Consider the following 24,700-nt stretch of genomic DNA (forward strand, 5'->3'; position numbering starts at 1 on the left):
CCAATTTCCATACAACGGTATTGCTATTTATGTTGCGCAATAGCTTATTTGGGTATAAATATTTTAACGACTAATCCTGCCAAATTTATTTGGGAGGATTTTTTTATTCTCCCTTAATGAAAGGGATCGGTATTATGAAAGAACTATTAAAATTAAATGATGTTTATGTTGAAATAAAGGAAAACACTTTGTTAGAGAAAATGAATGTGACAGTAAGACAAGGGGATGTTATCGGATTAATTGGTAAAAACGGTGCTGGTAAATCAACTTTACTTCAATTAATTAATGGAAAGATTGAACCTTCAAAAGGTACTGTTGAATGGATGCAAATGAATATGACAACAGCATATGTTGAACAAGAAAAAGAATCTTTCGTTAGTAAGGATATGATTGCAAAAGAAGCCGAACTTCTTGCAAAATGGGGCGTGCCAACGAACGATTTTCTAACTTTAAGTGGTGGTGAAAAGCTAAAAGTTCGATTAGCAAAAGGATTTGCCGAAAATCCTAATGTCTTAATATTAGACGAACCGACAAATCATTTAGATGAGATGAGTACGGAATTTCTCATTAAACAAATCAAAAATATGAAAGGTACAGTTATCGTCGTATCGCACGATCGATACTTTTTAGATGTTGTCGCAACAAGAATATGGTCAATTGAGGATAAGAAATTAATTGACCATAGCGGGAATTATACGAGTTATATGAAAGCACGTGAGCATAAAAGAATGACGCAGCAGCGTGAATATGAAAAACAACAAAAAAAGATAGAACAAGTAGAAACACATATAAAAGAACTAAGTTCATGGTCACAAAAGGCACATGCACAGTCTACAAAACAAGAAGGAGTGAAAGAATTTTATCGTGTAAAGGCGAAGCGAATGGACGCGCAAGTTAAATCGAAACGAAAACGTCTCGAAAAAGAGCTGGAGAAAACGAAAGTAGAACGTGTGAAAGAAGAGTATTCAGTTGAATTTTCCATTCAAGCGAGTAAAAAAGTAGGAAAACGTTTCTTAGAAGTAAAACAATTGAGGAAAGAATTTAATAAACGTATATTATTTGAAAACGTTAATTTTACTATCCAGCACGGTGAGAAGGTTGCGATTATTGGACCAAACGGTAGCGGGAAAACAACTTTACTGAAGATGATTATGGGAACAGAAACCACCGAAGGAGAAGTATGGATTTCACCATCAGCAAACATTGGATATTTAACACAAGAAGTATTTGATTTACCGCTTGATAAAACACCAGAAGATTTATTTTATAAAGAGACATTTGAAGAAAGAGGAAAAGTCCAAAATTTAATGAAACATTTAGGGTTCCAAGCTTCTCAATGGAAAGAGCCAATAGAGTATATGAGTATGGGGGAAAGAGTGAAATGTAAGCTCATGGCTTATATTTTAGATGAAAAAGATGTACTTATATTGGATGAACCAACGAATCACCTTGATCTCCCTTCACGTGAACAGCTTGAAAATACGTTAGCTGAGTATAATGGAACACTCGTTATCGTTTCTCACGATCGATATTTTTTGGAGAAGACAACCAACACAAAACTCGTGTTTGTAAACAATACGATACAAAAGCAGCTCGAAGAACCGACGAAAACTAGAGATGAAATTGAAGAACTGCGTTTAACGTTAGAAACAGAAAGACAAGAAGTGTTAGGGAAATTAAGCTTTTTAACTTCTAAAGACAAAGAATATAAAGAACTAGATGAACGGTTTATGGAACTTACGAAGCAGATTAAGGCGCTTTAACGTAAGTAAGGGGGATTAACATGGGAGAAGAGAGTTTGACTAAGTTATTTAAAATAGATTGCGGAGATATATACCTACAAGAGTTTACGGTCAAAGATGCAGAAAGTATTTATAAAATAGCAAATCAACCGGAAATAGAAAAGTTTTTACCAGACTGGAAATCAACGAAAGAACAACGAGTTAATTGGGTTACAAATTACGAAATACCAGAAAACAAAGCATTTCTTCATGCAGTGAGAACTACGACTAACATAGATGATCACATATTAAGACTAGGAATATTTAAGAAAATCACAAATGAATTTATTGGATGGTGCTGCACAAGTCTGAAAGATGAGCTTCCTGCACCGAATAGAGAAATTATGTATGCTGTTTCAAGTGAATATCATAATAATGGATATGCAACGAAAGCGACAAAAGGCTTGATCGGCTATTTGTTTGAAAATACAAATGTGGATGTCCTTAACGCAATTGCATTAATTAATAACGTACCGTCAAATAAAGTGATTGAAAAATGCGGGTTCGTTTATTTGAGTCAACAGAAGATAGAAAACCAAATTTATAATCATTATGTATTGAGTAAATCCGAATGGGTAAAAAATAGTGCTCTTTAAAGGGAATCATACAATGCAAAAAGCTTAGAGTTAAAATTCTAAGCTTTTTTGCATTTTAAAGTACTAGTTGGGGTCCTGCCAACAAAACGCGGAAATTATACGCTAAGCAACTTCTAGCAAAAAAAAAACCGATTTCCTGTACGCTAAGGAAATCGGTTTTTAGCTTAGTAATGAATTTATAGTTGTTTTCTTAACCTGGGGCCAAACAGCTACTTTGGTATAAATTGTGGTTTCAAAATATGGATGCACTTATAGAGTATATAGCTAGTAGTAGAGCGAAATTATGCTATTATCTTTTTAGTCATTCGATAAGTAGTTAATTTAATGCCCTTACGTTCTATAATTTGTGAACAGATTACTTGGTACCCTTTGTGTTTAAAGAATGACTTGGCAGTAATACTGGCCTCTGTGATAATCTCTAAAAAGTTTAATCTTTTTGCCTCTAACTCAAGCATATCAACAAGAGCTGAAGCTATACCTTTCCCTTGATAATCTTTATGAACATAAAGCCTATCAGGGGTTCAGCCGAGATACGTGTAAAAATGGGTCATAAGTTGTAATATATTTCCATCGTTGGTTTTTTAGTTAAAAATATCTACCTCATGATTAACAAAAAGCTGATTACCTATGCGCTATAAATGAACTGCCCCCAATTGTTAAACAAAACCTAGCAATTGGGGGCAGTTCATAGTTATCATTTGACTATTCTAGTGACTTTCTCAAGTAAAGCACCCTTTGGTTGAATAAGATTTATTTATTCATTCCCTTGCTTTGTCTCCAAGTTCTAAAGAAATTCGCCACTTTAGATATTCACTTTCAGTTAAATCTCTTTTTTCAAACGAGATAACTTGATGAACAAACTCCATCGCTGCAATATGTGATAAGAGAGAACTAATAGTGTTTGAACTACCGTTTGGTAAGAAATCTAAATCACTTTGGTTTAAATTGGAGATTTCGCTCAATGTAACATCTCTTGTATGTTCGAGCATTGTTACAAGCTCTCCAATCTTATTTGAATAGTTTTCTCTTGAAATTATTCTATAATCTATCATATATATCCCTCCAATTCATGCTAAGCATAAGTTTACCAATAAAATAAAAAAGACAAAGTCTGGAAATTCAATTAAAATAATGATATATTTTAATTGAATATAAAGAAAAAGGAAACCTGTTTTTATCAGTGTTACCTTTTTCTAATTACACCACGGGGCCACCAACTAAATGTCATAAAAAACACGATAAGACAATATCTCTCAAATATAAAGCCGATTAGATCCGTAAAAAAGTTTAGACTTTTCGCCTAAGTAAAGTTGTTCCATGTAAAATCAACACTCAAGATACCGACAGGATATGAGCTGGCCATATAATTTCTTCTAGAAGCTAAAGCTAATTTCGGATTACGAAAACAAAGGAGATTATTATAATAACCAAATGCTCGACAAATTGATGGACGTACTGAATGTATACCGCACCGATCGTTTATTTCGTCATAGAAATTACATTTGTAGTAAAGGTTCTCCAGAAAGTGTTGCTTACATTCTGTTTGCTGGTGAACGAGTTGATATCTAGATCGTGTTAAACGTTGAAGGACAACGAAGATAAAAACTATTTAATTTTCAAGGAACAGTTATTAACTTAAAACTTATTATACGAGGAGGGTGTATCATGAAAAAAATATGCTTTGTATTAATTGTCGACGCTGGTATAAATTATGGTTCAATATTTTCTCTACCATTTTTAAGGAATCAGGATAATTTGAAGGAATATTTTTCTGAGTATTATGATGTTTCAATTAATTATATTAGGGATAAAAACTCAGTTGACTATTTGGTAGTTCCCAAACCGTGTCCACCTTTTGATAATGAAAATAATCTTCCAATAATTGAAGTACCAGCAATCTTATTTATGGAAAAGGATTTTGAAAAAATAAAGACTTATATAGACAATTATTTTTCTAATAACTCATAAAGAAAATAAAAGTACAGTAAAAAGAAGTCCGATAAAAAACGAGTGGCGTAGAATATTTCTATTAATCATTCGTTTTTTATTATATTTACATATATTTTTTAAAAGAGGATTAAAATCCTCCATTTTTTATTATATTTTCCTAAAAAGAGTGTATATTTCTTACAACAATCTACTACTAAGTTTTCGTTAATCACCTCCCTATAATAGGTGTAACGGCATAGAAACATGCTTCCGGAATCAAAAAACGACAAAAAAAGACCACAAGAAGAAAGAGAGCAAGGAAAAGATCCATATGCAGCCTTAGAATCTATAATGCCTTGGGAAGATGTTGTAAACTCCATTGAGGAGGCCAAACAATTATCTAGACCTATGGATTATGACTACTTGGATTTACTCAAGAATCGTTTTACTTATCTACGCAAATATACACCAACCTTATTAGATGTCTTAGAATTTACTTCAACTAAATCAGGGGAGCTGTTGCTACAAGCAATTGATACCATTAAAGAGATGAATAGACACAGGAAACGAAAAATTCCAGAAGATGCACCGTTAAATTTTGTTCCTAATCGATGGAAGTATAGATAGACATTATTATGAAATGGCCGTCCTCACAGAACTTAGAAACCTTGTTCGTTCAGGTAATGTTTCTATCACAGGGAGCCGACAACATCAAGATTTTGAAGAGTATTTGATATCAAAAGATCAGTGGGAAAAAGAGAAGTATAATAATAGACTAGTTGTACCTCCATCGGTTGAAGATTACTTATCTGAACGAATGGAATCGCTACAAAAACGATTAACTTGGATTACAGCGAACATTTCAGACATAGAAGGTTTGTATATGTACTTCAAATCATTATTTTTCTAATACCGTATTATTTTGGAGAAAGTTTCACTCATATTAATATATTTTATCTCATTATTTTAGGGAGTTTAGTCTTCATCATTCATGAATGTCTACACATTATTGTTATAAATAAAATGGGGGATATAGCGATTAGTGAAGTATCTTGGTCACAGTTTAGAACGTTGCTAGAATACAAGGAAAAATGGTATGGAAAACAAGTCATTCCGGTATCCAAAACATTTGCTTCAAGCCAATTATGTTCTTGTTGTGGGTATCAAAATAAAGACGTTAAGAATCTAAATCTTCGTGAATGGGATTGTCCTGAGTGCAATAGTCATCACGACAGAGATATTAACGCAAGTATCAATCTTAAAAATGAAGCTTTAAGGCTTCTAACCGTAGGAACTACGGGGATAGCCTAATGAATTAGAAGCCACTAGGCTTCTGTACTTAGGAATCTCCCACTTCAAACAGTCCGTAAGGACGTTAAGTGGTGAGTAGTTCAAGAGTTTACCTATTATTGTATTATCGGTCGTTCCGGCCATTATATCATCTTTTGTATCAGGAAATATTAAATCAATCTTATTATTTGTATGTTGGATAAACGCAATCATTTCTGCTTCAGATATATATAATTCATTATTAATTGCGATTAAACTGAAGAACTCAATTTTTTGTAGAGGTTATTATCATGTGAAATAGTATAAAAAGTTTTACCAAATATGTTTCCGTTTAAGAAAGTAGTTAAAAACATAATATTCGAAAGGGAAAAGACCGATCGCTCGGTCTTTTCCCTTTTATTTAATAAATATATGATATACATTGTATTTCCTGCCACTATACAATTATTATAAGATAGTTATGCGTTAATTTTAATTTGTAAATAGTTCTATTATCAGTTTTTTTAGAAATCTTACAAGCGTGTAAGATAAATGAAAGATGAATCAATATGAGCTATAAGACAATTCATTTACACTCTATTGTGAGAAGTGCAAATGAAGGGAGAATAGAAATGGAAATTTTACATGCGAAAAATATTAGTAAAGTATATAAAGGGAAAATCCCTTTTAAAGCATTAGTGGATATTGATTTATCAATTCAAGAAGGTGAATTTATAGGGATCATGGGGCCATCAGGTAGTGGAAAAACAACGTTATTAAATATGGTATCTACTATCGACTCTCCGTCCTCAGGAGAAATAGTAATAAATGGTACAAATCCTTTTCAATTATCATCGGAAGATTTAGCTTTATTCCGTAGAAAGCAATTAGGATTTGTATTCCAATCATTTAATTTACTTAGCACGCTTACAGTGAAGGAAAATATCGTATTGCCGATGACATTAGATGGTGTTTCTGTGCAAGAAATGAACAAACGAGTGGAAGAAATTGCAGTGAAATTAAATATTACAGATATATTGAATAAAAGAACGTTTGAAATATCAGGGGGACAAGCTCAAAGAACAGCAATCGCTCGTGCAATCGTTCATAAACCGCAATTATTACTTGCAGATGAACCAACCGGGAATTTAGACTCTAAATCTTCAAATGATGTAATGGAGATGCTCGATACGCTTAATAAGGAAGAAAAGGCAACGATGATGTTAGTTACACATGATCCGTATGCAGCTAGTTTTTGCAGCCGGGTAATTTTCATTAAAGATGGTCAACTATATAACGAAATTTATCGTGGTGATAGTCGGCAAACTTTTTATCAAAAGATTATGGATGTCCTTTCTTTGTTAGGAGGGAAAAGGCATGACTTTTCGTCAGTTCGCATTTAATAATATTTTTCGAAATAAGCGTACATATGCAGCCCATTTTTTAAGTAGTGCATTTTCGATTATGATTTTCTTTACGTATGCACTTTTATTATTCCATCCGGATTTACAGGGGGAGTTGAAATCGACAAGTAAAACAATAAGTACATTTGGTACATTAGGATTTCAAATATCCCAAGGTTTGATTTTTGTATTTTCTTTTTTCTTTATTCTATATTCAGTGAGCTCGTTTTTAAAAACGCGTAAGAAAGAATTTGGCATTTTAATGATGCAAGGTATGTCAATGAAACAGCTTAAGAAGTTATTGTTAATTGAAAATATGTTAATTGGACTTGGCTCGATTTGTATTGGGATCCTCATCGGTCTCATATTTTCTAAACTAGTTTTACTAATCAGTGCCAGTGTATTAATGATTAGTAATGGCTTACCTTTTTATATACCAGTTCAGGCTGTATTATTAACAGTTTTTACGTTTCTTGTCTTATTTTTAATTGTTTCGTTAGTTACATTTAAAACGGTTAAAGTAACCGAACTTGTGGAACTTATTCAAGCTGGAGAAAAGCCAAAGCCTGAACCGAAAGCTTCAATAATATTATCGTTACTTTCTTTAATTAGTATAGGGTGTGGATATATTTCAGTATTTCGCTTTATTCAAAATCATAGTTTTATCATACTCGTAATGGGTGTACTCTTAGTAATTATAGGAACGTACTTTTTATATACACAATGTAGCGTTTATATATTGCATCTTGCGAAAAGAAGTGAATCTTTCTTTTTAAAGAGAACCAATATACTAACGTTTTCAGAATTAATTTACCGTATGAAAGATAATGCAACGATGTTTTTTATAGTGTCTATTATTTCAGCGGTTGCTTTTACAGCGATTGGAACTACAGCTGCTGTTGGGAATAAAGAATTGGTAAGGATGACAAACCCATATACGTTTCTATATGTTGGACCTGAAAAAGACAAAGTGGTGGATAAACATCTCTCTATTATAAAAAAACATCTTGCTGATGCGAATATTCCATATCGAACGGCTTCATCTTCTTATAAATATACAGAAAGTAATGTATATGTAATGAAGTTAAGTGAATATAACGAACTTGCGAGAGCACTAGGATATCAACAAGAAACAATTGAAAAAGAAGATGAAATATTACTAATCCCTGGAATGGTATCGCAAAAACAAGAATTTAAAAATGGTGATTATAAAAAGAATATTGAAGTCATTGAAGGAGATTGGATAAAGATATTTCGTGTGAAAAAAGCTGTGGAAAATTTAGTTTTACCACATGATACTAGCGGTATTTTTATCGCAGTTCAAGATCGTGTATATGACGGTATTCCTTTTAATATCAATCAAGAAGATGAAGTTATTCAACATCGTACATACGGATTTGTTGTAGATGACTGGATAAAGACGAAAGAAATTTCAAATCAATTAAATAGTATATTCGATGAAGATGCAAGGGAAGGTAACTTCTATTTTCAAGCTTTGACTTTAAGTTTGTTAGAGGCAAAACAAACGAATGGATTATTACTTATGGCAAGTGTTTTAGTTGGAATCGTCTTCTTCACGTTTGCCGCTAGTTTTATTTACTTCCGGTTATATACTGATTTGGATCGCGATCAACAACAATATAAAATGATTTCGAAAATGGGATTAAGTAAACGAGAGTTGAAAAAAGTTGTAACGAGACAGTTATTATTAATGTTCTTTTTACCGATTATCATTGCAGTAATACACACAGTGGTTGCTTATATGGCATTGCAACAATTAGTCGATTTTTCTATTTTAAATAGTTCCATTGTAATTTTAATTACATTTATCTGTATACAAGTTTTATATTTCTATATAACTCGTTGGCGTTATTTACAAAAGCTTTATAAAACTATGGAACAGTAGGGAATATGAGTAAGTAAGACTGCATAAAAGCATGTAAAAATAATTTGAGTTATGAAAGGAACTGTGATGAAGAAAATATTATCTATTTTCATTTTAAGTATATTAATGTTAATAAGTTTAAGTGCATGCTCTAAAAATGAAAACAGATTTCCAGCTAACGGTGTATTAATCATTGGAGATGAAAATAATACTTTATCAATTATGAATCGTTATCAGGAAATTACGAAAGAAAATGAAGTGTTTTCTGTGAAAACAGCTACATTTGGAAAAGGACAAGTATTAATTTTAAATGAATATACAGCACAAGCATTGATTAAAACTAAGGTTTTTCGTCATAGAGAGAATGGATCCCAATTTAGACCTATAGATACGTTACCCAAGTTACCAAAAGAAGGCTCGCTTTTGTTGGCACAAGAAGATGAAAAAGATTTAAAAAGTATTGAATTAGAGGGACAGGAGATTGCTGTTAAATACGATAGTGATGCTTGGATAGGTAACACTCGTAAATATCCAACCCAATATTATGTAATTGTAGCAAAAGATAGTGTGTATAAAGAAATAAAAGCAAATGAAACGAAAATGCACCTTCTCCACTTGAAAAAGTCTTTAGGTGATGAAAAACCAAAAATGTCGACAGATAATACATTGATAAATGAAAAGGTAAAAGTAGACAAGTTAATTGAAGGTTATAAAGGGGAAGTATCATTTCAGTTTATAACGATTGGAGAAAAGTCTTAAAAAAAGAGTTCGAGATTGATAGAAACTTTATCAACCTCGAACTCTTTTTAATACCATGTAAATAACTTACATTACTTCATTTAATCGTGTCTCGTTCGTTTCTTCAATACCATTTGCATATTGAACCGAACTATCTTGAGCTTCCTTTTCTTTACGGGCCTTTTGTAGCATTTCAAGTATAATCCATAAAGGAACACCTTTATCTTTTAACATCTTCCATAAATCTAATTCGTTAAATTTATGCGCAGGTTGTTTCATCTCTTTTTCAGATGAACGAATATCAAACTTGATTGGATCATTTGATTTTTTATCTTCCAGTTTAGTAGAAGTGGTGTTATTATGCTCAAGGTTAGATGGAGTTATTTTAGTAGGTTGAGATAATCTATGAATATTTGAGCCAATTTGCATGCTTTTTCCTCCTTTTCAGGCGATGAAATTAGTTTACTTATGGTATTAAATTTTTTTAACATGAGGAAGTTATTTTTAATTATAAATTCAAATAAACAGATTTACAAGTTGTATTGTAAAAAGTAAATATTTATATAGGTTGTATATATACAACCTATATAAATATTTACATTTTGTTTCAGTTATTATAGCATGCTGTGAAACATGGATATAATCGTTTTAGAACAAGACTCCATCTGATTTGTGTTACGGGTGAAACCCAACAATTCACGTGGAGATGAATTGCCGTCAGAAGGTAGGTTGAACTCTTTTGTTTCGCTCATAGTAATTTTTTGAGTGCGAATGTTTGTTTCTTTTTGTCTTACGATATAATGTAGATGAGGAGGGAATAGATTGTAAGGCAACGAAATTGGATAATGATTATCATTCCGCTACTTGATCTAAAAGGAATTACGATGAAGAACATGTTCTTGTTCCATTCCTTTCTAAATATTAATTTATCAAAAATAATTTTAATGAACGCTCTAAGAAAGGTGGTGAAAACAATGGCTAAAAAGAAAGCGGTGAAAGTATTACGTAAACAAAAGAAAAGAGAAACAATACAACGATTCACACAGAAACAGAATATTGGACGAGCTTGTCTCACTGCAAAAGAATTTCGCTTACTTCAGCGCATGTCACATACTTCAAAAGCATTGCGAAATGTTGGATTGTACACGATAAAACAAAGTTATTTGAACCATCATAAAATGGCTACTGTAAAAGAAGTGGATACTGCCATGCAGGCTGATATGAATTACTCGGGCATGCAATCAAACTCTGTTCAAGCGATTCGTAGAGCCTTATATGCAGAAGTGAAGAGCTTTTTTAAAGCAATGGAACTGTGGAAGAAAAAACCAGAAACATTCACAGGGCGTCCTAAGTTTCCGAATTATTCTCGTTCCACTGACAAACGAATTATTGAAATTTATCAAGTTCCAAAAGTGGATGATAACGGGTATTGGGTGATTCCGATGAGTGTTGCGTTCAGGCAAAAATTCGGTTCCATTAAAATACGTATGCCGAAAAACTTAAGAAATAAAAAAATCTCCTACATTGAGATTGTACCGAAGCAAAAAGGTCGGTTCTTTGAGGTGCATTACACATATGAACTGCACGTTTCTCAAATGAAGAAACCATCCACGACTACGAGTAACGCTTTGAGTTGCGATTTAGGTGTAGATAGATTAGTAAGTTGCGTGACAAATACAGGCGATGCATTTTTAATTGATGGAAAAAAACTAAAATCTATTAACCAGTACTTCAACAAAATGATACGTAATCTAGGGCTGAAAAATATGGAAAACGGACTTTCTAAGCGAGTTGTAACGAATCAAATGGCTGCACTTTGGCATAAACGAGAAAGAAAAATAAATGGTTACATTTCACAAACTGTAGGCCTGTTGTTCAAAAAAGTGAAAGAATGTAGCGTAGATACGGTTGTCGTAGGGTATAACGCTGGCTGGAAACAAAAATCTGATATGGGAAAAAAGAATAATCAAACATTTGTTCAAATCCCATTTCATAAACTGATTGCAGCAATTGAGAATAAATGTGTAAAAGAAGGCATCCGATTTTTGAAACAAGAAGAAAGCTATACTTCAAAAGCCAGTTTCCTAGACAAAGATCCGGTTCCAGTTTGGTTTAAGGAAGGTAAGGCGCATTATCGCTTTAGTGGAAAACGAATCACTCGTGGTCTGTACCAAAGTAAAGCAGGAACATGTATCCATGCTGATATTAATGGTGCGCTGAATACATTGGGAAAATCAAGAGTGGTACAATTAGATGAAAATCTTAAAGTAAAAACGCCGATTCTATTAGAAGTGCAAAAACGTAAGGCGGTTGCTTCGCGCATAGCTTAGTGGGTGTGTCAACCATCCATGTGTACTCGACTTGTCGGGGCTTGTAGTACACGCCGGATTCATCTGAGTGGTGGCTTCTTCCATAAGGAAGAATTGCTCTTTTTCGAAAGGGTGGTGCAAGTGGGAAAACAATCGTTCGTTGCCAGTACCAACCAAAAACATACTTGGGGTGTTACCATAAGGTGACATGAATGCTAGAGCGTCAAACTGTCTAGCGATGGACGAAAAGACCTAGCGTTTGAACTCAAGCCCCCACTGAAACGATTCATTTCAGTGGGGGTAGTTGACATTATATTGAAAGAGGGATTTGGTAGAAAAATATGGGGAGATATTATGAAAATTCAAGTTGTATTATCAGGATTTGGAACAGTTGGCAGAGAGTTTGTAAAATTATTAAACGAAAAATATTCATATATATATGAAACATACGGGATTCAATTAATTGTAAGTGGCGTATTAGGTAGAAATGTTGCAATACATAATGAGGATGGCTTATCTATTCATCACTTATTAAGGTATGGTGGTGGTAGCTCTGCAATTGAAGAATATATTGAACATCATCCGAAGGAACGAGCAACAGATAACATAAGTGGTACTGTACTGGTGGAATCGACTGTTACAAATCTTAAAGATGGAAATCCAGGAAAACAATATATAAAACAAGCGATTGAGAAACATATGGATATAGTAGCAATTTCAAAAGGTGCACTCGTTACAAACTGGAGAGAAATAAATGAAGCAGCAAAAATCGCAAATGTACGAATTCGATATAGTGGTGCAACCGCGGCCGCATTACCGACACTTGATATTGGTCAATTTAGTTTAGCTGGTTGTCATATTGAAAAAATAGAAGGAATATTAAACGGGACTACAAATTATATTCTTTCGAAAATGAATGAGGAAGATATTACGTTTGAAGAAGCACTGAAAGATGCGCAACATAAAGGAATTGCTGAAACGAACTCAATATTAGATGTAAGTGGTTCTGATAGTGCGTGTAAATTGTTACTTTTGATAAACAGTTTAATGGGAACAGAAAATACGCTTGCAGATATACATATAAAAGGAATCGAACATGTTACACAACAACAAATTCGAAATGCTAAGGAACATAATAAATATATTAAATTAATAGCTTCAGCATATAAGGATCAAGAGGGTAAAATGGTTCTTAAAGTAGAACCGTACGAAATAGATAAGGATCATCCGCTAGCAAATGTAAATGGGACAGAAAAAGGGATTACGTTCTTTACAGATACGATGGGACAAATTACTACAATTGGTGGTGCTTCTAATCCACGCGGAGCCGCAGCAGCAGCTTTAAAAGATATTATTAACTTATACCGTAAAGATTTGTACCGTATTAGTGAGGAGTAACATCCACCATTGATTATTAGCCTTTATTTTTAAAATACCGTACCGCCCTTTATAAAAAATACATATGTAGTGGACCTTTTGAGAATGAAATAATTATGCAAAAATGATTGCAGGGGGTAAGGAATTGTTTAAAGATTTTAAAGTTGTCAAAGATCGTCCCGTTTATATTCAATTGAAAGATTATTTGAAAAAGATGATTATGAAAGGGCATTTGCTTGGGGATCAAAAAATTCCTTCAACAAGGGAGCTAAGCGAATTACTAAGTGTGAGCAGAAATACTGTACTCGCTGCTTATGCCGATTTAGAGCAAGAAGGACTCATTTATGCAGTTAAAGGAAAAGGAAATTTTGTTGCGAAGGTTGATATATCGAACACTTCGTCAGTTGAAATAGATTGGAAAAATAAACTTAATACAGTTACCTTATTAGCGGATGAATTAGATTTAATGAAACATGGTGTTCGCTGGGAAAAAGGAATGATTGTTTTTAACAGTATTGCTCCGGACGAAAAGCTATTTGATGTGGAAAATTTCAAAAGAGCTTTTCTTACTCGCATGTCCATTGAAGGAGATGTCGTATTAAATTACGGATACGCAAAAGGTTATAGACCGTTAATGAATTATCTACTTCATTATATGGAAATGAAAGGTGTAGATATTTCAAACAAAGATATTTTAATTACAAATGGGTTTACTGAAGGATTGGATATTGTACTTTCCTCGTTATCCAAAAAATCGGGGCGGGTTATTTGTGAGAACCCGACTCATCATGCTGCACTGAAGCTTTTCCGTTTACATGGACTTGAAGTGCATGGAATTAATATGAATGAAGATGGCATCGATACGAACGAAGTAGAAAAAAGTTTGCGTGAAAAGGATTTTGATTTCGCGTATTTAATTCCTTCTTATCATAATCCAACTGGTATTGTTACGAGTTCGGAGAAAAGAACGGAACTGATGAGATTATTTTCAAAATATAAAATTCCTATTATAGAAGATGGATTTAATGAAGAACTACGTTATTCAGGTTCACATTTAGCACCATTATTAACCTTTGCTGGCGCTGGTAATAATGTGATTTATATTAGTAGCTTTTCGAAGGTACTTTTCCCTGGTTTACGTGTAGGATGGATTATTGCAGATAAAGAGCTGATTCATCATTTAGAAAGTGTAAAAAGAGCAAGAACGATTCACACATCTACGTTAGATCAAGCTGTTCTATTTCAATATTTACATGAAGGATATTTTGAAAAATATTTAAAAAAGGCAAGATCAGTTTATAAGAAAAAATATGAATTAGCTGTTGGGGCGTGTAACGAGTACATTCCGTTTCAAAGAATGACCGGTGATGGTGGCCTCCATTTATTTATAGAGTTAGAAGAAAAAATTCATGCCCGTACGCTTTTGCAAAAGTGTTATGAGCAAGGCGTTACATTCTCTCCAGGAGATGTTTTTTATTCTGATGGAGGAGGAGCGAACACTTTTCGATTAGGATTTTCACGTCTGAAAGAAGAAGATATAGTTCGGGGAATCAAAATAATTGGTGATACAATAAAAAATGAAATTTGGAGTTGAGGAAATGAGAATTGGCGTTATTATGGGTGGAGTATCTTCTGAAAAACAAGTATCAATTATGACTGGAAATGAAATGATTGCACATTTAGATAAAAGTAAGTATGAAATAGTTCCAATTACGTTAGATGAAAAAATGGATTTAATCGAAAAAGCGAAGGACATTGATTTTGCGCTGCTCGCATTACACGGAAAATACGGAGAAGATGGGACGGTTCAAGGAACGCTTGAAAGTTTAGGTATTCCTTATAGTGGGAGCAATATGTTATCTAGTGGTATATGTATGGACAAAAATATTTCGAAAAAGATTTTACGTTATGAAGGAATAGAAACACCAGATTGGATTGAACTTACAAAAATGAAGGATCTAAATCTTGATGAATTAGATAAGTTAGGGTTTCCATTAGTGGTAAAACCAAACTCTGGTGGCTCAAGTGTCGGGGTAAAGATTGTCTATGATAAAGAGGAATTAATTTCTATGCTGGAAACTGTGTTCGAATGGGATTCTGAAGTAGTAATAGAGAAGTATATAAAAGGTGACGAGATTACATGTTCAATTTTTGATGGAAAACAGTTACCTATCATTTCAATTCGACATGCAGCTGAATTCTTTGATTACAATGCGAAATATGATGATGCTGGTACAATTGAAGAAGTTATCGAACTTCCAGCTGAATTGAAGGAACGTGTAAACAAAGCGTCACTGGCTTGTTATAAAGCTTTGAAATGCAGCGTTTATGCGAGAGTTGATATGATGGTGAAGGACGGTATTCCATATGTAATGGAGATTAATACTTTACCAGGGATGACAAAAGCAAGTTTACTACCAAAAAGTGCAGACGCGGCTGGAATTCATTATAGTAAACTATTAGATATGATTATTGAAACTTCAGTAAGAGTAAGACAAGAAGAAGGATTTTAAGTAGCAGTAGCATGAATACTTTTGACAGTAACATGAAGTATGTTATGATGAATACAATACGAAAATTAAATATTTATCCACTAGGGGGGCCTATTATAGGCTGAGATTAAATGCAAATTTGAGACTCTTAGTACCTGATCTGGTTAATACTAGCGTAGGGAAGTGGGAAGACATTACTATTTTATGAATAAATACTGTCAATTTCACTTTCTTTACGCCTGTAAAGAAAGTTTTTTTGTTTTACAGATTTAATAATTGTGGGTAAATACTTAAATTTTATACATAATTGGAGGGATTTAAATGACTTTTTCACAATCATTACGTAAAGAAGTAGATTCAATTTGGGAAGCTAGTTTTCAACACCCTTTTGTAAAAAAACTTGGTGAAGGAACGTTAGATTTAGCTAGTTTTCGCTATTACGTGCTTCAAGATTCATATTATTTGAGTCATTTCGCTAGAGTACAAACGTTAGGAGCTACAAAGGCTCTAGAATTAGAAACGACAGCTCGTATGGCACACCATGCTCAAAATACATATGAAGCAGAATTATCTTTACATGAGAATTTTGCGAAGAAACTAGGGATAACTCAAGAAGAAAAAGAGAATTTTATCCCTGCTCCAACTGCATATGCATATACTTCACATATGTATCGTGCTGCGTATGAAGGACATTTAGGTGATATCATTGCAGCAATATTACCTTGCTATTGGTTGTATTATGAAATTGGTGAACGTTTAAAAGAGTGTCAGCCAGAAGAGCCAATTTATAACGAATGGATTTCTGCTTATGGATCTGATTGGTTCCGTACATTAGTTGAAGAGCAAATTACGCGATTAGACACTATCGCTGAAAAAGTAACAGAGTCTGATCGAAATCGAATGAAACAGCACTTTATTATTAGCAGTCAATATGAATATTCATTTTGGGAAATGGCCTATACTTTAGAAAAGTGGCCAGTGAATACAGAAATAAAAGATGTAATTGGATAATGAGTAGAGGTATTGCTATTCACAGGTATGAATAATACTTATGAATAGGATTTCACCAAAGAAGTATCGCAAAAAGACGCATTAATCTAAGTGCGTCTTTTTTCAATTTATAAAAATGAACCCATGGAAAAAATAACCTAAAAATAGGTGTATGAACAAGGTGCATCATATAGTGTTAGGTCATATTTTGTAGGGGTACGTATTGAACTTAGTTTATCTCGCTTTAATGGGCAGTAAGACCCCCGCCTCAAAATTCAGCGAAAGCAAAGAAGTTAGGTGGGGGATCAACTGCCCATAAAAGTCCGATTGGTTCAACTAATAATCAGTGGGGGATGAAGAAAACCCTCACTGATTAAAGTTTCACTTTATAGCGCTATTTTTACTTAGATTTAACGAACAGAAATATAAGAAAGCATTGAAAAAGTTGAAGTTTATAAACGGAGGTCATGAAAATGAATAATTTTCAACAAGAACTACAAGCGTTAAGCCTTAATGATTACCAGCCTGGAAATATCGTATATTGGGACCAACAAAACCAAAATCCATATTACTATATTGAAGATGTTGCTCGTCGCTGCGGAGGCTGTGGCGGTCGTTGTGGCGGTTGTGCAGGTCGCTGTGGTGGATTTCGTTGTGGTGGATTCCGTTGTATTGGTTGCTTCGGTTGTTTTGGTTGTGGCGGCTGCGGAGGTTGTGGTAGCTGTGGTAGTTGTTCAAATTGTTTTAATGGTTTTAGTGGTACTACTGATACAACTGGTACTATTGTAACATATGAATATTGATAAAAGAAAAAAGGAATCCATTAGTGAAGCATTATATAATTTTTATTAAAGAATTTAATTAATACACATGTAGCATTCAAGTTAAAGAAAGATATTTAGATTTTTAGTTGTAAATCAATATAAGATCGAAAAAGCAATGACTAGATTTAAAACCTAATCATTGCTTTTTTGTATTTTTTACCATAAAATAAGAAATCTGTTGCTTCTAGTTAGTAGGTAGCAAAAGAAATTATTACAAGTATGTAAGGTTAATGTAATGTTAATCGATAGTAAAAGAAGATACTTGAGTGTATTTTAAATAAGATTTAAAAGTACTGTTTATTTTTAAAATATTAGGGTAAGTAAAATTTTATTAGGAAGTGTATTAAAATGATTGAAATTAAATCTATGATCCATTCGTACAAACTAAAGAGAAAAATAGCAAGGGATTTATACGGAAACAGAGATGAATTGACACTGTTATTAAATGAATGTAATAAAATGAAACACACAGTAACATGTGAAAAAAAGAAAAATAATATATTATCTCGTTTACAATTAATTTATCAAAATATGAAATTAGATAAACGGTATCCTCTTCCAATTACTTTTAATAGTAAATTATTGGATCGATTAGAAAAAGAATCTTTTCATTCTATTGAGGAAGGTATAGCATGTCTACAATTAATGTTAGATATAAATTATGAGAAAATAAAACAATATGGATCGAGTACAAGTAGGTCATTTGTTCCATTATCGCAGTCTTCCATTTGTCTTGCTGATTGTGTTTGTATAACTGGATTTGTATTAGGATTACTAGGTGCAGTTACATTTGGAGGATTTATGTTATCAGTATGTTCAATTACATAGAGGTTGATGTTTGCAAGAAGGGCACTGACTTAAGGTGTTCTTTTTTATTTATATTGTAGAGGTTAAATACATTACATCATTCCAATCGCAACAAAGGAGTAACGGTGCGTGTCAAGGGGCTGAAATTTGGGGACTCTTCTTTAAAAGATAAATATGATTATCAATTTCCCGCATTATACTAGGTTAATTAAATGCGTAATTTAATATTTATATGTAGTGATACATGTGAGGATGTGAACAACTCTGAATGGATTATTGCGATTCTAGAGATTGTAAAGCCATACATGGATGAAAAAGATTTTGAGCAAGTAATGTTTAAAACTGTAGTTCTTATGCAAGAGGAAATGGATAGTAAATAAAATTGTTATTTCATTGTAAGTAAAAAGAGCACACATATAAGTATGCTCTTCGATAAGAAAGGTAGATCCCTATGAGCGGAGAGACTACATACAATATCGTATGTTTGTTTCTTTTAAACGTGAAGAAAAAATCAACAAAAGGTCAACGTAAAGTCAATGAAAATTCAACAAAAATACTATTTAAAATAAAAGAACAGCTAGTGAAATCTAACTGCGCAGTTCTTTGAAAAATAAGAATTAGAATTTGTATTTAAAATGGTTTACATTTATTAACGAAATTGCTGTAGAGAGATTAATAAATCTTTATGAACACGTAATAATGTTTGAATATCATCTTCTTGAAGTTGTTGTAGTGCTAGTTCCATTGCTTTGTAGGAAGTAGAGTTTTCAATGGATCTTTTCGATACTTCTTGTCCTTGGTTTGTTACTTTTAATTTTATTTCTCTACGATCTTCATCTGATTGTTTTCGCTCGATGAACTGTAGATTAACTAATTCATCTACATTCACACTTACTGTACTTTTAGGAACTGAAAGACGTTCTGAAATCTCTTTAAGAGTAACATTAGGAAGTGCATAAATTGTATTTAAGATACCCATTTGTTGTACTGTTAATCCTAAACTGGAGGCGTTTTGATGTGTGAACTTTATAATTTCTTTGTTTATTGTTACAAATGACTGGACAACTTCTCCTGCTTGTTTGAAACTATGATTTTTTAAACTCATAATACTCGTCCCTTTTCTTTTTTTAATTAGTTTAACATAGAATAGTTCGTCAATGAACTATTCATCTCTAAATTAATTTAGAAAAGAAATCAATATACGTAATTAATAGAAAACTTAATAAAATTTCATTTTGTAGAAAATGGGAATGGATACGTGTTCTTATTGGGAAAACACAGTTAAGGAATTCTTTGAGAAACAAGAGCAGGAATGAAATAAAAGAGCAGCTACAAAATCTAACTGCTCATGTAAGAAAATCGGAGAAAGATAACCATGTGTCTGAATTATTAGCAGAATTTTTGGTTTTATTTAGGGGGGAGATATTCATAACTTTTTAATAAACGATAATATATACGTAATACACGGAATATTTAAAGTTTATAAGAGCGAAAGGAGGTATAGGTGGTATGGATAAAAAGAATACAAGGGTTGTTAGGGTATTTATAGCAAGTCCATTTTTTAATGATGAACAACTTAACAGGGTAAAGAGACTAGAAAATGCGCTTAGTAACAATCCTTTTGTTGCAGATATTTTTTCAGCCAGGTTTTATCAACATGAACATTTAATTTTTGGATCTATGGAGTGGAGAACTGCAGTTTTTCATAATGATTTAAAATATTTAAGAAGAGCGGATGTAGTAGTGGTAATTCATGACTTTGTGAATGGATGTGTAGATAGTGGTACGGCTTTTGAAATTGGTTACGCATATGCATTCCAAAAGCCTATTATTTTGATAAAAGAAAAAGACAGTATACCTAATCTTATGTTAGTTGAAAGCTTACATGCCTATTTGACAAACATAGAAAATATTGTGACGTATGATTTTATTAATATGCCACGTATTCCATATAAAGGGCCGCTGGAGTGAATTTTTCCAGTCTCTTAGATGTATTAGGAGACTGGTTTATTTAATAAAAACTCAACAATGAATACAAATATTATTGGATAAAGAATAGAGGTATGTACAATGCCTATTTTTATATAGTTTTTTGTAAAATTTTCGTAAATTTCAAATACAATGCAAGTATTTATATTGTATAATTTGAATGTTAAGTATTAAAAGCGTGAGGGATGTGATGCATATGCTACGTTTAATCATATACAGAAAATAAATATTACTTTCATTAGTGGGTTAATTATATTTCATAATTAAAATAAATAGATTTTTAAAAATGAATTGATTAAATTATGTAACTGTTTTTCTAGTTTTTGATGATCAAGTAAATGTAGAAAGGAAGTAATCATCTGATGGGAAAATTAAAGTTATTAATATTTGAAAATATAGTAGTACCTCTTTTAAACGAAAGTGTATCATTTATATATTTTCCTATTGATTGGCTTGATATTGTAGAGATACATTATAAGACATTTTTATTAACAAGTAAGTTGAAACGATTGAATGAAAGATTATATGATATGTTTTCTGATATATTATTTATTCAGCATAATCCGTATGTATTAAATGAAAATACACCATGGATTGTATCGAAAGAACCTATTAGAAAAGAACAACTCGATTATATTTTCCAAAGTTGGTATGAGGTAATTCATGATTGGAAACCTAATAAATTAATAGAATTGCCAAAATATGAATGGCATTATGATTTAATTTCTAACTTAACAGTACTACATGATAATGAAATATATTCTAAGTGGGTGCCTGCTTTAATTTCTCATATTTTTTGTGAACAACCTGTACGATTAGAGAATATCAATGAAGAAGATATATATTTTTCTCCTCTTAGATCACAAAATATTTGTGAGGCAATGTCAGAGCCTATTAAAGATGAAAAAACTCAAGATTATTTCGCCTATGTATATCGTTTCGAATGTATCACGCGCGGAGGCGAAAATATTCCACTATTAAATGTTTCAATAGGAGTTCGGAGATTTTATCAAGAATATAACCATCCAGATATTCCTTTGCTATTAAGACGAAAACGGGGCATGATATTGGTTTCTACCCCAGAATTTGCATCGAATAATAAGAAATTACGATTTGTAAAACTAAAAGTTCAGCAGGCTACAAACGGCATAAAATGGATTAAGATATTTAGAAATTTAAAAGATGATTTTCGTATAGGTGGAGAAGTTGAATTAGAGCATATTCTTCAATATCCGAAAGATTATATGATAGGAACAAATATAAGGGTGTTGCTTCCATACAATGAGAGAATATATAAAGTTCAAGGTACTAAAATAAAACCTGGTATAAAAGTAAAAGAAAGAGAGCATCTATTTAAAGGGTTTCAGCAAAAATTCGCTAATTTCACATTACTACCAGAATGTAAAAAGGTAGCAACAAATAATGAAAATGAATTATTCCCTTTAATTGCACCAAAAGGATTAGAGACTATAACGTTAGAAATATGGTCTGAAAAAATCTCGTTGGAAGTTGAACAAGCGTTATTTGAAAGTGAAATGGTGCTAGCTCAAATCGGTGAGTCATTATATGTTTTAAATGCAGATTCTCCAGTATTGTTAAAAATAGTAAGATATAATATTGAAAAAGTATTGCAAAATCCATATAAAATGCAATATTGCCAGAAATACAAAACAAATTTAGTAGAGGATGTTATGAAAGCGGTTTATGCTACTGCAGGTGAGCGCAATGATGCGACATTGGCGTTAATCGCAATGAAAAATTGTGATGGGCGTGAAAAAATCGATCCAAAGCAAATCGTTAGAGAAGGGTTTGCACGAACAAACCGTATTTCAGCATTTATTAATTTATTTATAGGCCAAAGTGTAACACGTAAAATAATAATAAATTGTATTCTTAGTTTATTAGAACAAAAAGGGTTTTTGAAACGTAGTTGGAATAAAATAAATTTACCTTGTACATATGTTAATTTATCAATTGAACGAATCTCGAAATTTGATTTCTTACCTATTATTTCACAAATAAAAGGAAAAGAAATTTCATATAAATTATATGGGAATACAGAGTGGCAAACGATTGATTACTTGTTGTTAAATGTAAATAAACATAATACCTTTTTACCGCAGCCTTCAAAAAGAAATGATATGGGAATTCAATTTAAACAATTTGTTTTTGAAACATTAGCGGAAATTTTACAACGTGCAAAAGAGCAGAATGAGCAAGTGTATTTCATTATAGATGCAAATTTAAGAAAACATTGGATAAAAGAGTTACAAAATAAAAAAATTGATATAGATACATTCCCTGACATTGTTCCGGATGTGCTAAAGGTTCCTAATTTAAACGTTATAAGAATAAATACATCTTTTGATACACCAAAATACGGGGTGATAGAACGTAATGATGTTCCTGAGGGCACAAGTTTATATGTAGATCAAAAAGGAATGTATTATAGCACTGGCGAATATTCGCTAAATGGTAGTGAAACATTGCAACGATATATACTTGAGATATTAACGCTAGGTGTAAAACCTGTAGAAAGGAATTACATCGCTAAAATGATACACTATATGTGCTGTAATTCAAGCATGCTTCAGGAAAAAAATATACATATGCCGTATTCTATGCATATGGCAAAAGTAATAAAGAGCTATATGACTGATATAGATGCAAGAGAGTTTAAAGAGTTTGATGATGAATTGGATGTAGATATAATAAAAGGAGAAAAGAAAGATTCAATTATTCTGCTTTAAATAATAGTAGACAAATCGATGGGGGATATGAGAGCCGGCACACAAGCCTTTATCGATGAGTTATACCGTTTAGGTGCTAAGAAAGTCGGTTTATATGTTGGGCATCATATGTACGCACCGTTTAAAATGGCAAATGTGAAATGTGATTTCGTTTGGATTCTTCGATATGTTGGCAATAAACCAGCGTATCCTTGTGATATTTGGCAGTACACGGAAACAGGCAATGTACCTGGTATTGGTAAGTGTGACTTGAATTCGCTTATTGGAAGCAAGTTATTGTCTTGGTTTACCGGAGCAGAACAGAAGCAAGAGCAAGTACAAGCAGAAGAACCGAAACAAAATATCATCCAAACGGGGGCATTTTCACCATATGAGGTTCAAGATGCTATGCAAGCTTTAACATCTGTTAAAATGACAGCGAACTTCAAATTACAATCTGATGGTTTAACGTATTTTGTTTCGGAATCAACATCAGATGCACAACTTAATGCAATGAAAGAATACCTTGACCGTAAAGGTTGGTGGTATGAAGTTAAGTGAAATATACTATGTAATAGCAAATGAAACATTCGTATTGGATTTATTAAGTAAATTAGAGAAATATGTAATCACTATAAAGAGTACGGGATTCATAGATAAAAATGGTTTTATTGACACATCACTGTATCCTAGTGAAGGATTTACTATTTTAGATGTATGTTTTACTTGCTTATTCATAATTGTCGTAGCAGCTATTACAGGGCGTATCATTGATAAAAAATTAGAAATATAAAGATTCACTTTAAAGGTAGAGTGTATTTAGGAGGAACAAATGAGAACAACTAATCCAATATTAAAAAAGAAAAATTTCATAAAGAGAAGACAAATGCTTCTACGATGACTATTGGTGGAACGATAGCCAAAACATTTATTTTGCTTATCTTACTTCTTGCAGCATCTGTCTATTCATACGTACAAATGATACAAGGTATAATGAAAATACCTGTGTTAATTGGAATTATAATAGTTACTCTAATTGTCGCATTTGTAGTTATATTCATTCCTCACATATCACCAATTTGCGCACCGATCTACGCAGTATTACAGGGGATTTTATTAGGAAGTATTTCAGCATATTATACAATGCGATTTGGTGATTCTATTGTTTTAACTGCTGTATTATTAACAATTTCGATTTTATTTGTCATGTTAGTGTTATACGCAGCTCGAATAGTAAAAGTGACTAAAAAGTTTCGTGCGGTTGTTACGGTTGCAATACTTGGAATTCTTATTATGTATTTTATTGTTTTCTTACTGGGTATCTTAGGGGTGACTGTTCCATATATTCACCAAGGTGGGACAATTAGTATCATCATAAGTACAATTGTAATTATTGTCGCTGCATTAGATTTATTACTAGATTTCGATTCAATTGAAACTGGCGTTCATAGTGGAGCACCAAAGTATATGGAATGGTACAGTGCAGTAGGGCTTATGATGACATTAGTATGGTTATACTTGGAGATCCTTCGTCTGGTTTCTTACATTATGAAAAACAAAGACTAAAAAACACCCTGCATGC

The 24,700-nt window shown here is 32.5% G+C and carries 19 protein-coding genes, 9 pseudogenes and 1 riboswitch; of the genes and pseudogenes, 22 read left to right on the forward strand and 6 right to left on the reverse strand.

Annotation, left to right across the window (positions count from 1 at the left end):
• Positions 1-134 precede the first annotated feature (134 nt).
• The gene (gene abc-f / locus MR115_RS01245; RefSeq protein ID WP_242239392.1) at positions 135-1,763 is read left to right on the forward strand and encodes a ribosomal protection-like ABC-F family protein; all 1,629 of its coding nucleotides are present in this window, start codon (positions 135-137) and stop codon (positions 1,761-1,763) included.
• A gap of 20 nt (positions 1,764-1,783) precedes the next feature.
• Positions 1,784-2,377: a GNAT family N-acetyltransferase gene (locus tag MR115_RS01250; protein WP_242239393.1), complete on the forward strand. Its 594-nt coding sequence runs from the start codon at positions 1,784-1,786 to the stop codon at positions 2,375-2,377.
• 281 nt (positions 2,378-2,658) lie between these two features.
• Here the strand turns inward: MR115_RS01250 and MR115_RS01255 are convergent.
• The 3 pseudogenes from MR115_RS01255 to MR115_RS30195 form a co-directional block, all read right to left on the reverse strand.
• Positions 2,659-2,892: pseudogene (locus tag MR115_RS01255) on the reverse strand (GNAT family N-acetyltransferase); the annotation flags it as partial.
• Between the two features lie 246 nt (positions 2,893-3,138).
• Positions 3,139-3,429 (reverse strand): annotated as a pseudogene (locus tag MR115_RS01260) (DUF664 domain-containing protein); the annotation flags it as partial.
• 248 nt (positions 3,430-3,677) lie between these two features.
• Positions 3,678-3,974, reverse strand: a pseudogene (locus MR115_RS30195) (YkgJ family cysteine cluster protein); the annotation flags it as partial.
• 68 nt (positions 3,975-4,042) lie between these two features.
• Between MR115_RS30195 and MR115_RS01270 the strand changes: the two are divergent.
• The 3 genes and pseudogenes from MR115_RS01270 to MR115_RS01285 all read left to right on the forward strand — a co-directional run.
• Complete coding sequence (locus tag MR115_RS01270; RefSeq protein WP_098597028.1) at positions 4,043-4,345, forward strand: hypothetical protein; 303 nt, start codon at positions 4,043-4,045, stop codon at positions 4,343-4,345.
• Between the two features lie 270 nt (positions 4,346-4,615).
• Positions 4,616-5,186: pseudogene (locus MR115_RS30200) on the forward strand (Tn3 family transposase); the annotation flags it as partial.
• A gap of 155 nt (positions 5,187-5,341) precedes the next feature.
• Positions 5,342-5,617: pseudogene (locus MR115_RS01285) on the forward strand (zinc ribbon domain-containing protein); the annotation flags it as partial.
• Here the strand turns inward: MR115_RS01285 and MR115_RS01290 are convergent.
• Positions 5,588-5,776, reverse strand: a complete 189-nt coding sequence (locus MR115_RS01290) for a hypothetical protein (protein ID WP_375337810.1) — start codon at positions 5,774-5,776, stop codon at positions 5,588-5,590. The pseudogene MR115_RS01285 and the gene MR115_RS01290 overlap by 30 nt on opposite strands.
• Between MR115_RS01290 and MR115_RS01295 the strand changes: the two are divergent.
• The 4 genes and pseudogenes from MR115_RS01295 to MR115_RS01310 form a co-directional block, all read left to right on the forward strand.
• Positions 5,697-5,897: pseudogene (locus MR115_RS01295) on the forward strand (metalloprotease family protein); the annotation flags it as partial. The gene MR115_RS01290 and the pseudogene MR115_RS01295 sit on opposite strands and share 80 nt — an antisense overlap.
• Before the next feature lie 310 nt (positions 5,898-6,207).
• Complete coding sequence (locus MR115_RS01300; protein WP_242239397.1) at positions 6,208-6,978, forward strand: ABC transporter ATP-binding protein; 771 nt, start codon at positions 6,208-6,210, stop codon at positions 6,976-6,978.
• Positions 6,953-8,884: an ABC transporter permease gene (locus tag MR115_RS01305; RefSeq protein WP_242239399.1), complete on the forward strand. Its 1,932-nt coding sequence runs from the start codon at positions 6,953-6,955 to the stop codon at positions 8,882-8,884. Before MR115_RS01300 ends, MR115_RS01305 begins: the two co-directional genes overlap by 26 nt.
• 66 nt (positions 8,885-8,950) lie before the next feature.
• Complete coding sequence (locus tag MR115_RS01310) at positions 8,951-9,622, forward strand: lipoprotein BA_5634 family protein (RefSeq protein WP_242239401.1); 672 nt, start codon at positions 8,951-8,953, stop codon at positions 9,620-9,622.
• Between the two features lie 66 nt (positions 9,623-9,688).
• On the opposite strand, the gene MR115_RS01315 is transcribed toward MR115_RS01310, so the two are convergent.
• Positions 9,689-10,030 (reverse strand): DUF3914 domain-containing protein, encoded by a 342-nt coding sequence (locus MR115_RS01315; protein WP_242239403.1) that lies wholly within the window; start codon positions 10,028-10,030, stop codon positions 9,689-9,691.
• A gap of 545 nt (positions 10,031-10,575) precedes the next feature.
• Here MR115_RS01315 and MR115_RS01320 point away from each other — a divergent pair.
• The 8 genes from MR115_RS01320 (at position 10,576) to MR115_RS01355 (ending at position 18,780) form a co-directional block, all read left to right on the forward strand.
• The gene (locus MR115_RS01320) at positions 10,576-11,931 is read left to right on the forward strand and encodes an RNA-guided endonuclease TnpB family protein (RefSeq protein WP_242239405.1); all 1,356 of its coding nucleotides are present in this window, start codon (positions 10,576-10,578) and stop codon (positions 11,929-11,931) included.
• Positions 11,932-12,264: 333 nt separating this feature from the next.
• Positions 12,265-13,308 (forward strand): homoserine dehydrogenase, encoded by a 1,044-nt coding sequence (locus MR115_RS01325; protein WP_242239407.1) that lies wholly within the window; start codon positions 12,265-12,267, stop codon positions 13,306-13,308.
• Between the two features lie 124 nt (positions 13,309-13,432).
• Positions 13,433-14,881, forward strand: coding sequence for a MocR-like pyridoxine biosynthesis transcription factor PdxR (gene pdxR, locus MR115_RS01330; protein WP_097819148.1), 1,449 nt, complete (start codon positions 13,433-13,435; stop codon positions 14,879-14,881).
• Between the two features lie 4 nt (positions 14,882-14,885).
• The gene (gene ddlB, locus MR115_RS01335; RefSeq protein WP_242239408.1) at positions 14,886-15,800 is read left to right on the forward strand and encodes a D-alanine--D-alanine ligase; all 915 of its coding nucleotides are present in this window, start codon (positions 14,886-14,888) and stop codon (positions 15,798-15,800) included.
• 72 nt (positions 15,801-15,872) lie between these two features.
• A riboswitch (TPP riboswitch) is annotated at positions 15,873-15,978 on the forward strand.
• Between the two features lie 122 nt (positions 15,979-16,100).
• The gene (tenA, locus tag MR115_RS01340; protein ID WP_242239409.1) at positions 16,101-16,790 is read left to right on the forward strand and encodes a thiaminase II; all 690 of its coding nucleotides are present in this window, start codon (positions 16,101-16,103) and stop codon (positions 16,788-16,790) included.
• 452 nt (positions 16,791-17,242) lie between these two features.
• Entirely contained in the window at positions 17,243-17,572 is a 330-nt protein-coding gene (locus MR115_RS01345) for a heterocycloanthracin/sonorensin family bacteriocin (protein WP_061678505.1), read from the forward strand.
• 369 nt (positions 17,573-17,941) lie between these two features.
• Positions 17,942-18,421, forward strand: a complete 480-nt coding sequence (locus MR115_RS01350) for a homoserine dehydrogenase (protein WP_141658062.1) — start codon at positions 17,942-17,944, stop codon at positions 18,419-18,421.
• Between the two features lie 191 nt (positions 18,422-18,612).
• A complete protein-coding gene (locus MR115_RS01355; RefSeq protein WP_242239410.1) occupies positions 18,613-18,780 on the forward strand; it encodes a hypothetical protein in 168 nt (55 codons plus the stop codon).
• A 269-nt stretch (positions 18,781-19,049) separates the two neighbouring features.
• Here MR115_RS01355 and MR115_RS01360 read toward each other — a convergent pair whose 3' ends face one another.
• Entirely contained in the window at positions 19,050-19,505 is a 456-nt protein-coding gene (locus MR115_RS01360) for a MarR family winged helix-turn-helix transcriptional regulator (RefSeq protein ID WP_242239411.1), read from the reverse strand.
• 404 nt (positions 19,506-19,909) lie between these two features.
• Here MR115_RS01360 and MR115_RS01365 point away from each other — a divergent pair, with 404 nt between their 5' ends.
• The 5 genes and pseudogenes from MR115_RS01365 (at position 19,910) to MR115_RS01385 (ending at position 24,684) form a co-directional block, all read left to right on the forward strand.
• Positions 19,910-20,371, forward strand: coding sequence for a nucleoside 2-deoxyribosyltransferase (locus MR115_RS01365; RefSeq protein WP_242239412.1), 462 nt, complete (start codon positions 19,910-19,912; stop codon positions 20,369-20,371).
• Positions 20,372-20,751: 380 nt separating this feature from the next.
• Complete coding sequence (locus MR115_RS01370; RefSeq protein WP_242239413.1) at positions 20,752-23,139, forward strand: RNaseH domain-containing protein; 2,388 nt, start codon at positions 20,752-20,754, stop codon at positions 23,137-23,139.
• Positions 23,140-23,151: 12 nt separating this feature from the next.
• Positions 23,152-23,679, forward strand: a pseudogene (locus MR115_RS01375) (N-acetylmuramoyl-L-alanine amidase C-terminal domain-containing protein); the annotation flags it as partial.
• A gap of 22 nt (positions 23,680-23,701) precedes the next feature.
• Positions 23,702-23,911: pseudogene (locus tag MR115_RS01380) on the forward strand (ABC transporter permease); the annotation flags it as partial.
• Between the two features lie 39 nt (positions 23,912-23,950).
• Positions 23,951-24,684 (forward strand): annotated as a pseudogene (locus tag MR115_RS01385) (Bax inhibitor-1/YccA family protein).
• Positions 24,685-24,700 lie beyond the last annotated feature (16 nt).

The sequence above is a fragment of the Bacillus cereus group sp. BfR-BA-01309 genome (assembly GCF_022664315.1).
Lineage (GTDB): Bacteria > Bacillota > Bacilli > Bacillales > Bacillaceae_G > Bacillus_A > Bacillus_A mobilis.

Bases quoted from the DNA above. Each gene is read 5' to 3' on its own strand.
- MR115_RS01320 (WP_242239405.1), top strand. From the start codon at position 10,576: ATGGCTAAAAAGAAAGCGGTGAAAGTATTACGTAAACAAAAGAAAAGA.
- MR115_RS01300 (WP_242239397.1), top strand. From the start codon at position 6,208: ATGGAAATTTTACATGCGAAAAATATTAGTAAAGTATATAAAGGGAAA.
- MR115_RS01325 (WP_242239407.1), top strand. From the start codon at position 12,265: ATGAAAATTCAAGTTGTATTATCAGGATTTGGAACAGTTGGCAGAGAG.
- MR115_RS01315 (WP_242239403.1), bottom strand. From the start codon at position 10,030: ATGCAAATTGGCTCAAATATTCATAGATTATCTCAACCTACTAAAATA.
- MR115_RS01310 (WP_242239401.1), top strand. From the start codon at position 8,951: ATGAAGAAAATATTATCTATTTTCATTTTAAGTATATTAATGTTAATA.
- abc-f (WP_242239392.1), top strand. From the start codon at position 135: ATGAAAGAACTATTAAAATTAAATGATGTTTATGTTGAAATAAAGGAA.
- MR115_RS01360 (WP_242239411.1), bottom strand. From the start codon at position 19,505: ATGAGTTTAAAAAATCATAGTTTCAAACAAGCAGGAGAAGTTGTCCAG.
- MR115_RS01270 (WP_098597028.1), top strand. From the start codon at position 4,043: ATGAAAAAAATATGCTTTGTATTAATTGTCGACGCTGGTATAAATTAT.
- MR115_RS01350 (WP_141658062.1), top strand. From the start codon at position 17,942: ATGATTGAAATTAAATCTATGATCCATTCGTACAAACTAAAGAGAAAA.
- MR115_RS01305 (WP_242239399.1), top strand. From the start codon at position 6,953: ATGACTTTTCGTCAGTTCGCATTTAATAATATTTTTCGAAATAAGCGT.
- MR115_RS01250 (WP_242239393.1), top strand. From the start codon at position 1,784: ATGGGAGAAGAGAGTTTGACTAAGTTATTTAAAATAGATTGCGGAGAT.
- MR115_RS01365 (WP_242239412.1), top strand. From the start codon at position 19,910: ATGGATAAAAAGAATACAAGGGTTGTTAGGGTATTTATAGCAAGTCCA.
- MR115_RS01370 (WP_242239413.1), top strand. From the start codon at position 20,752: ATGGGAAAATTAAAGTTATTAATATTTGAAAATATAGTAGTACCTCTT.
- ddlB (WP_242239408.1), top strand. From the start codon at position 14,886: ATGAGAATTGGCGTTATTATGGGTGGAGTATCTTCTGAAAAACAAGTA.
- MR115_RS01345 (WP_061678505.1), top strand. From the start codon at position 17,243: ATGAATAATTTTCAACAAGAACTACAAGCGTTAAGCCTTAATGATTAC.
- MR115_RS01355 (WP_242239410.1), top strand. From the start codon at position 18,613: ATGCGTAATTTAATATTTATATGTAGTGATACATGTGAGGATGTGAAC.
- tenA (WP_242239409.1), top strand. From the start codon at position 16,101: ATGACTTTTTCACAATCATTACGTAAAGAAGTAGATTCAATTTGGGAA.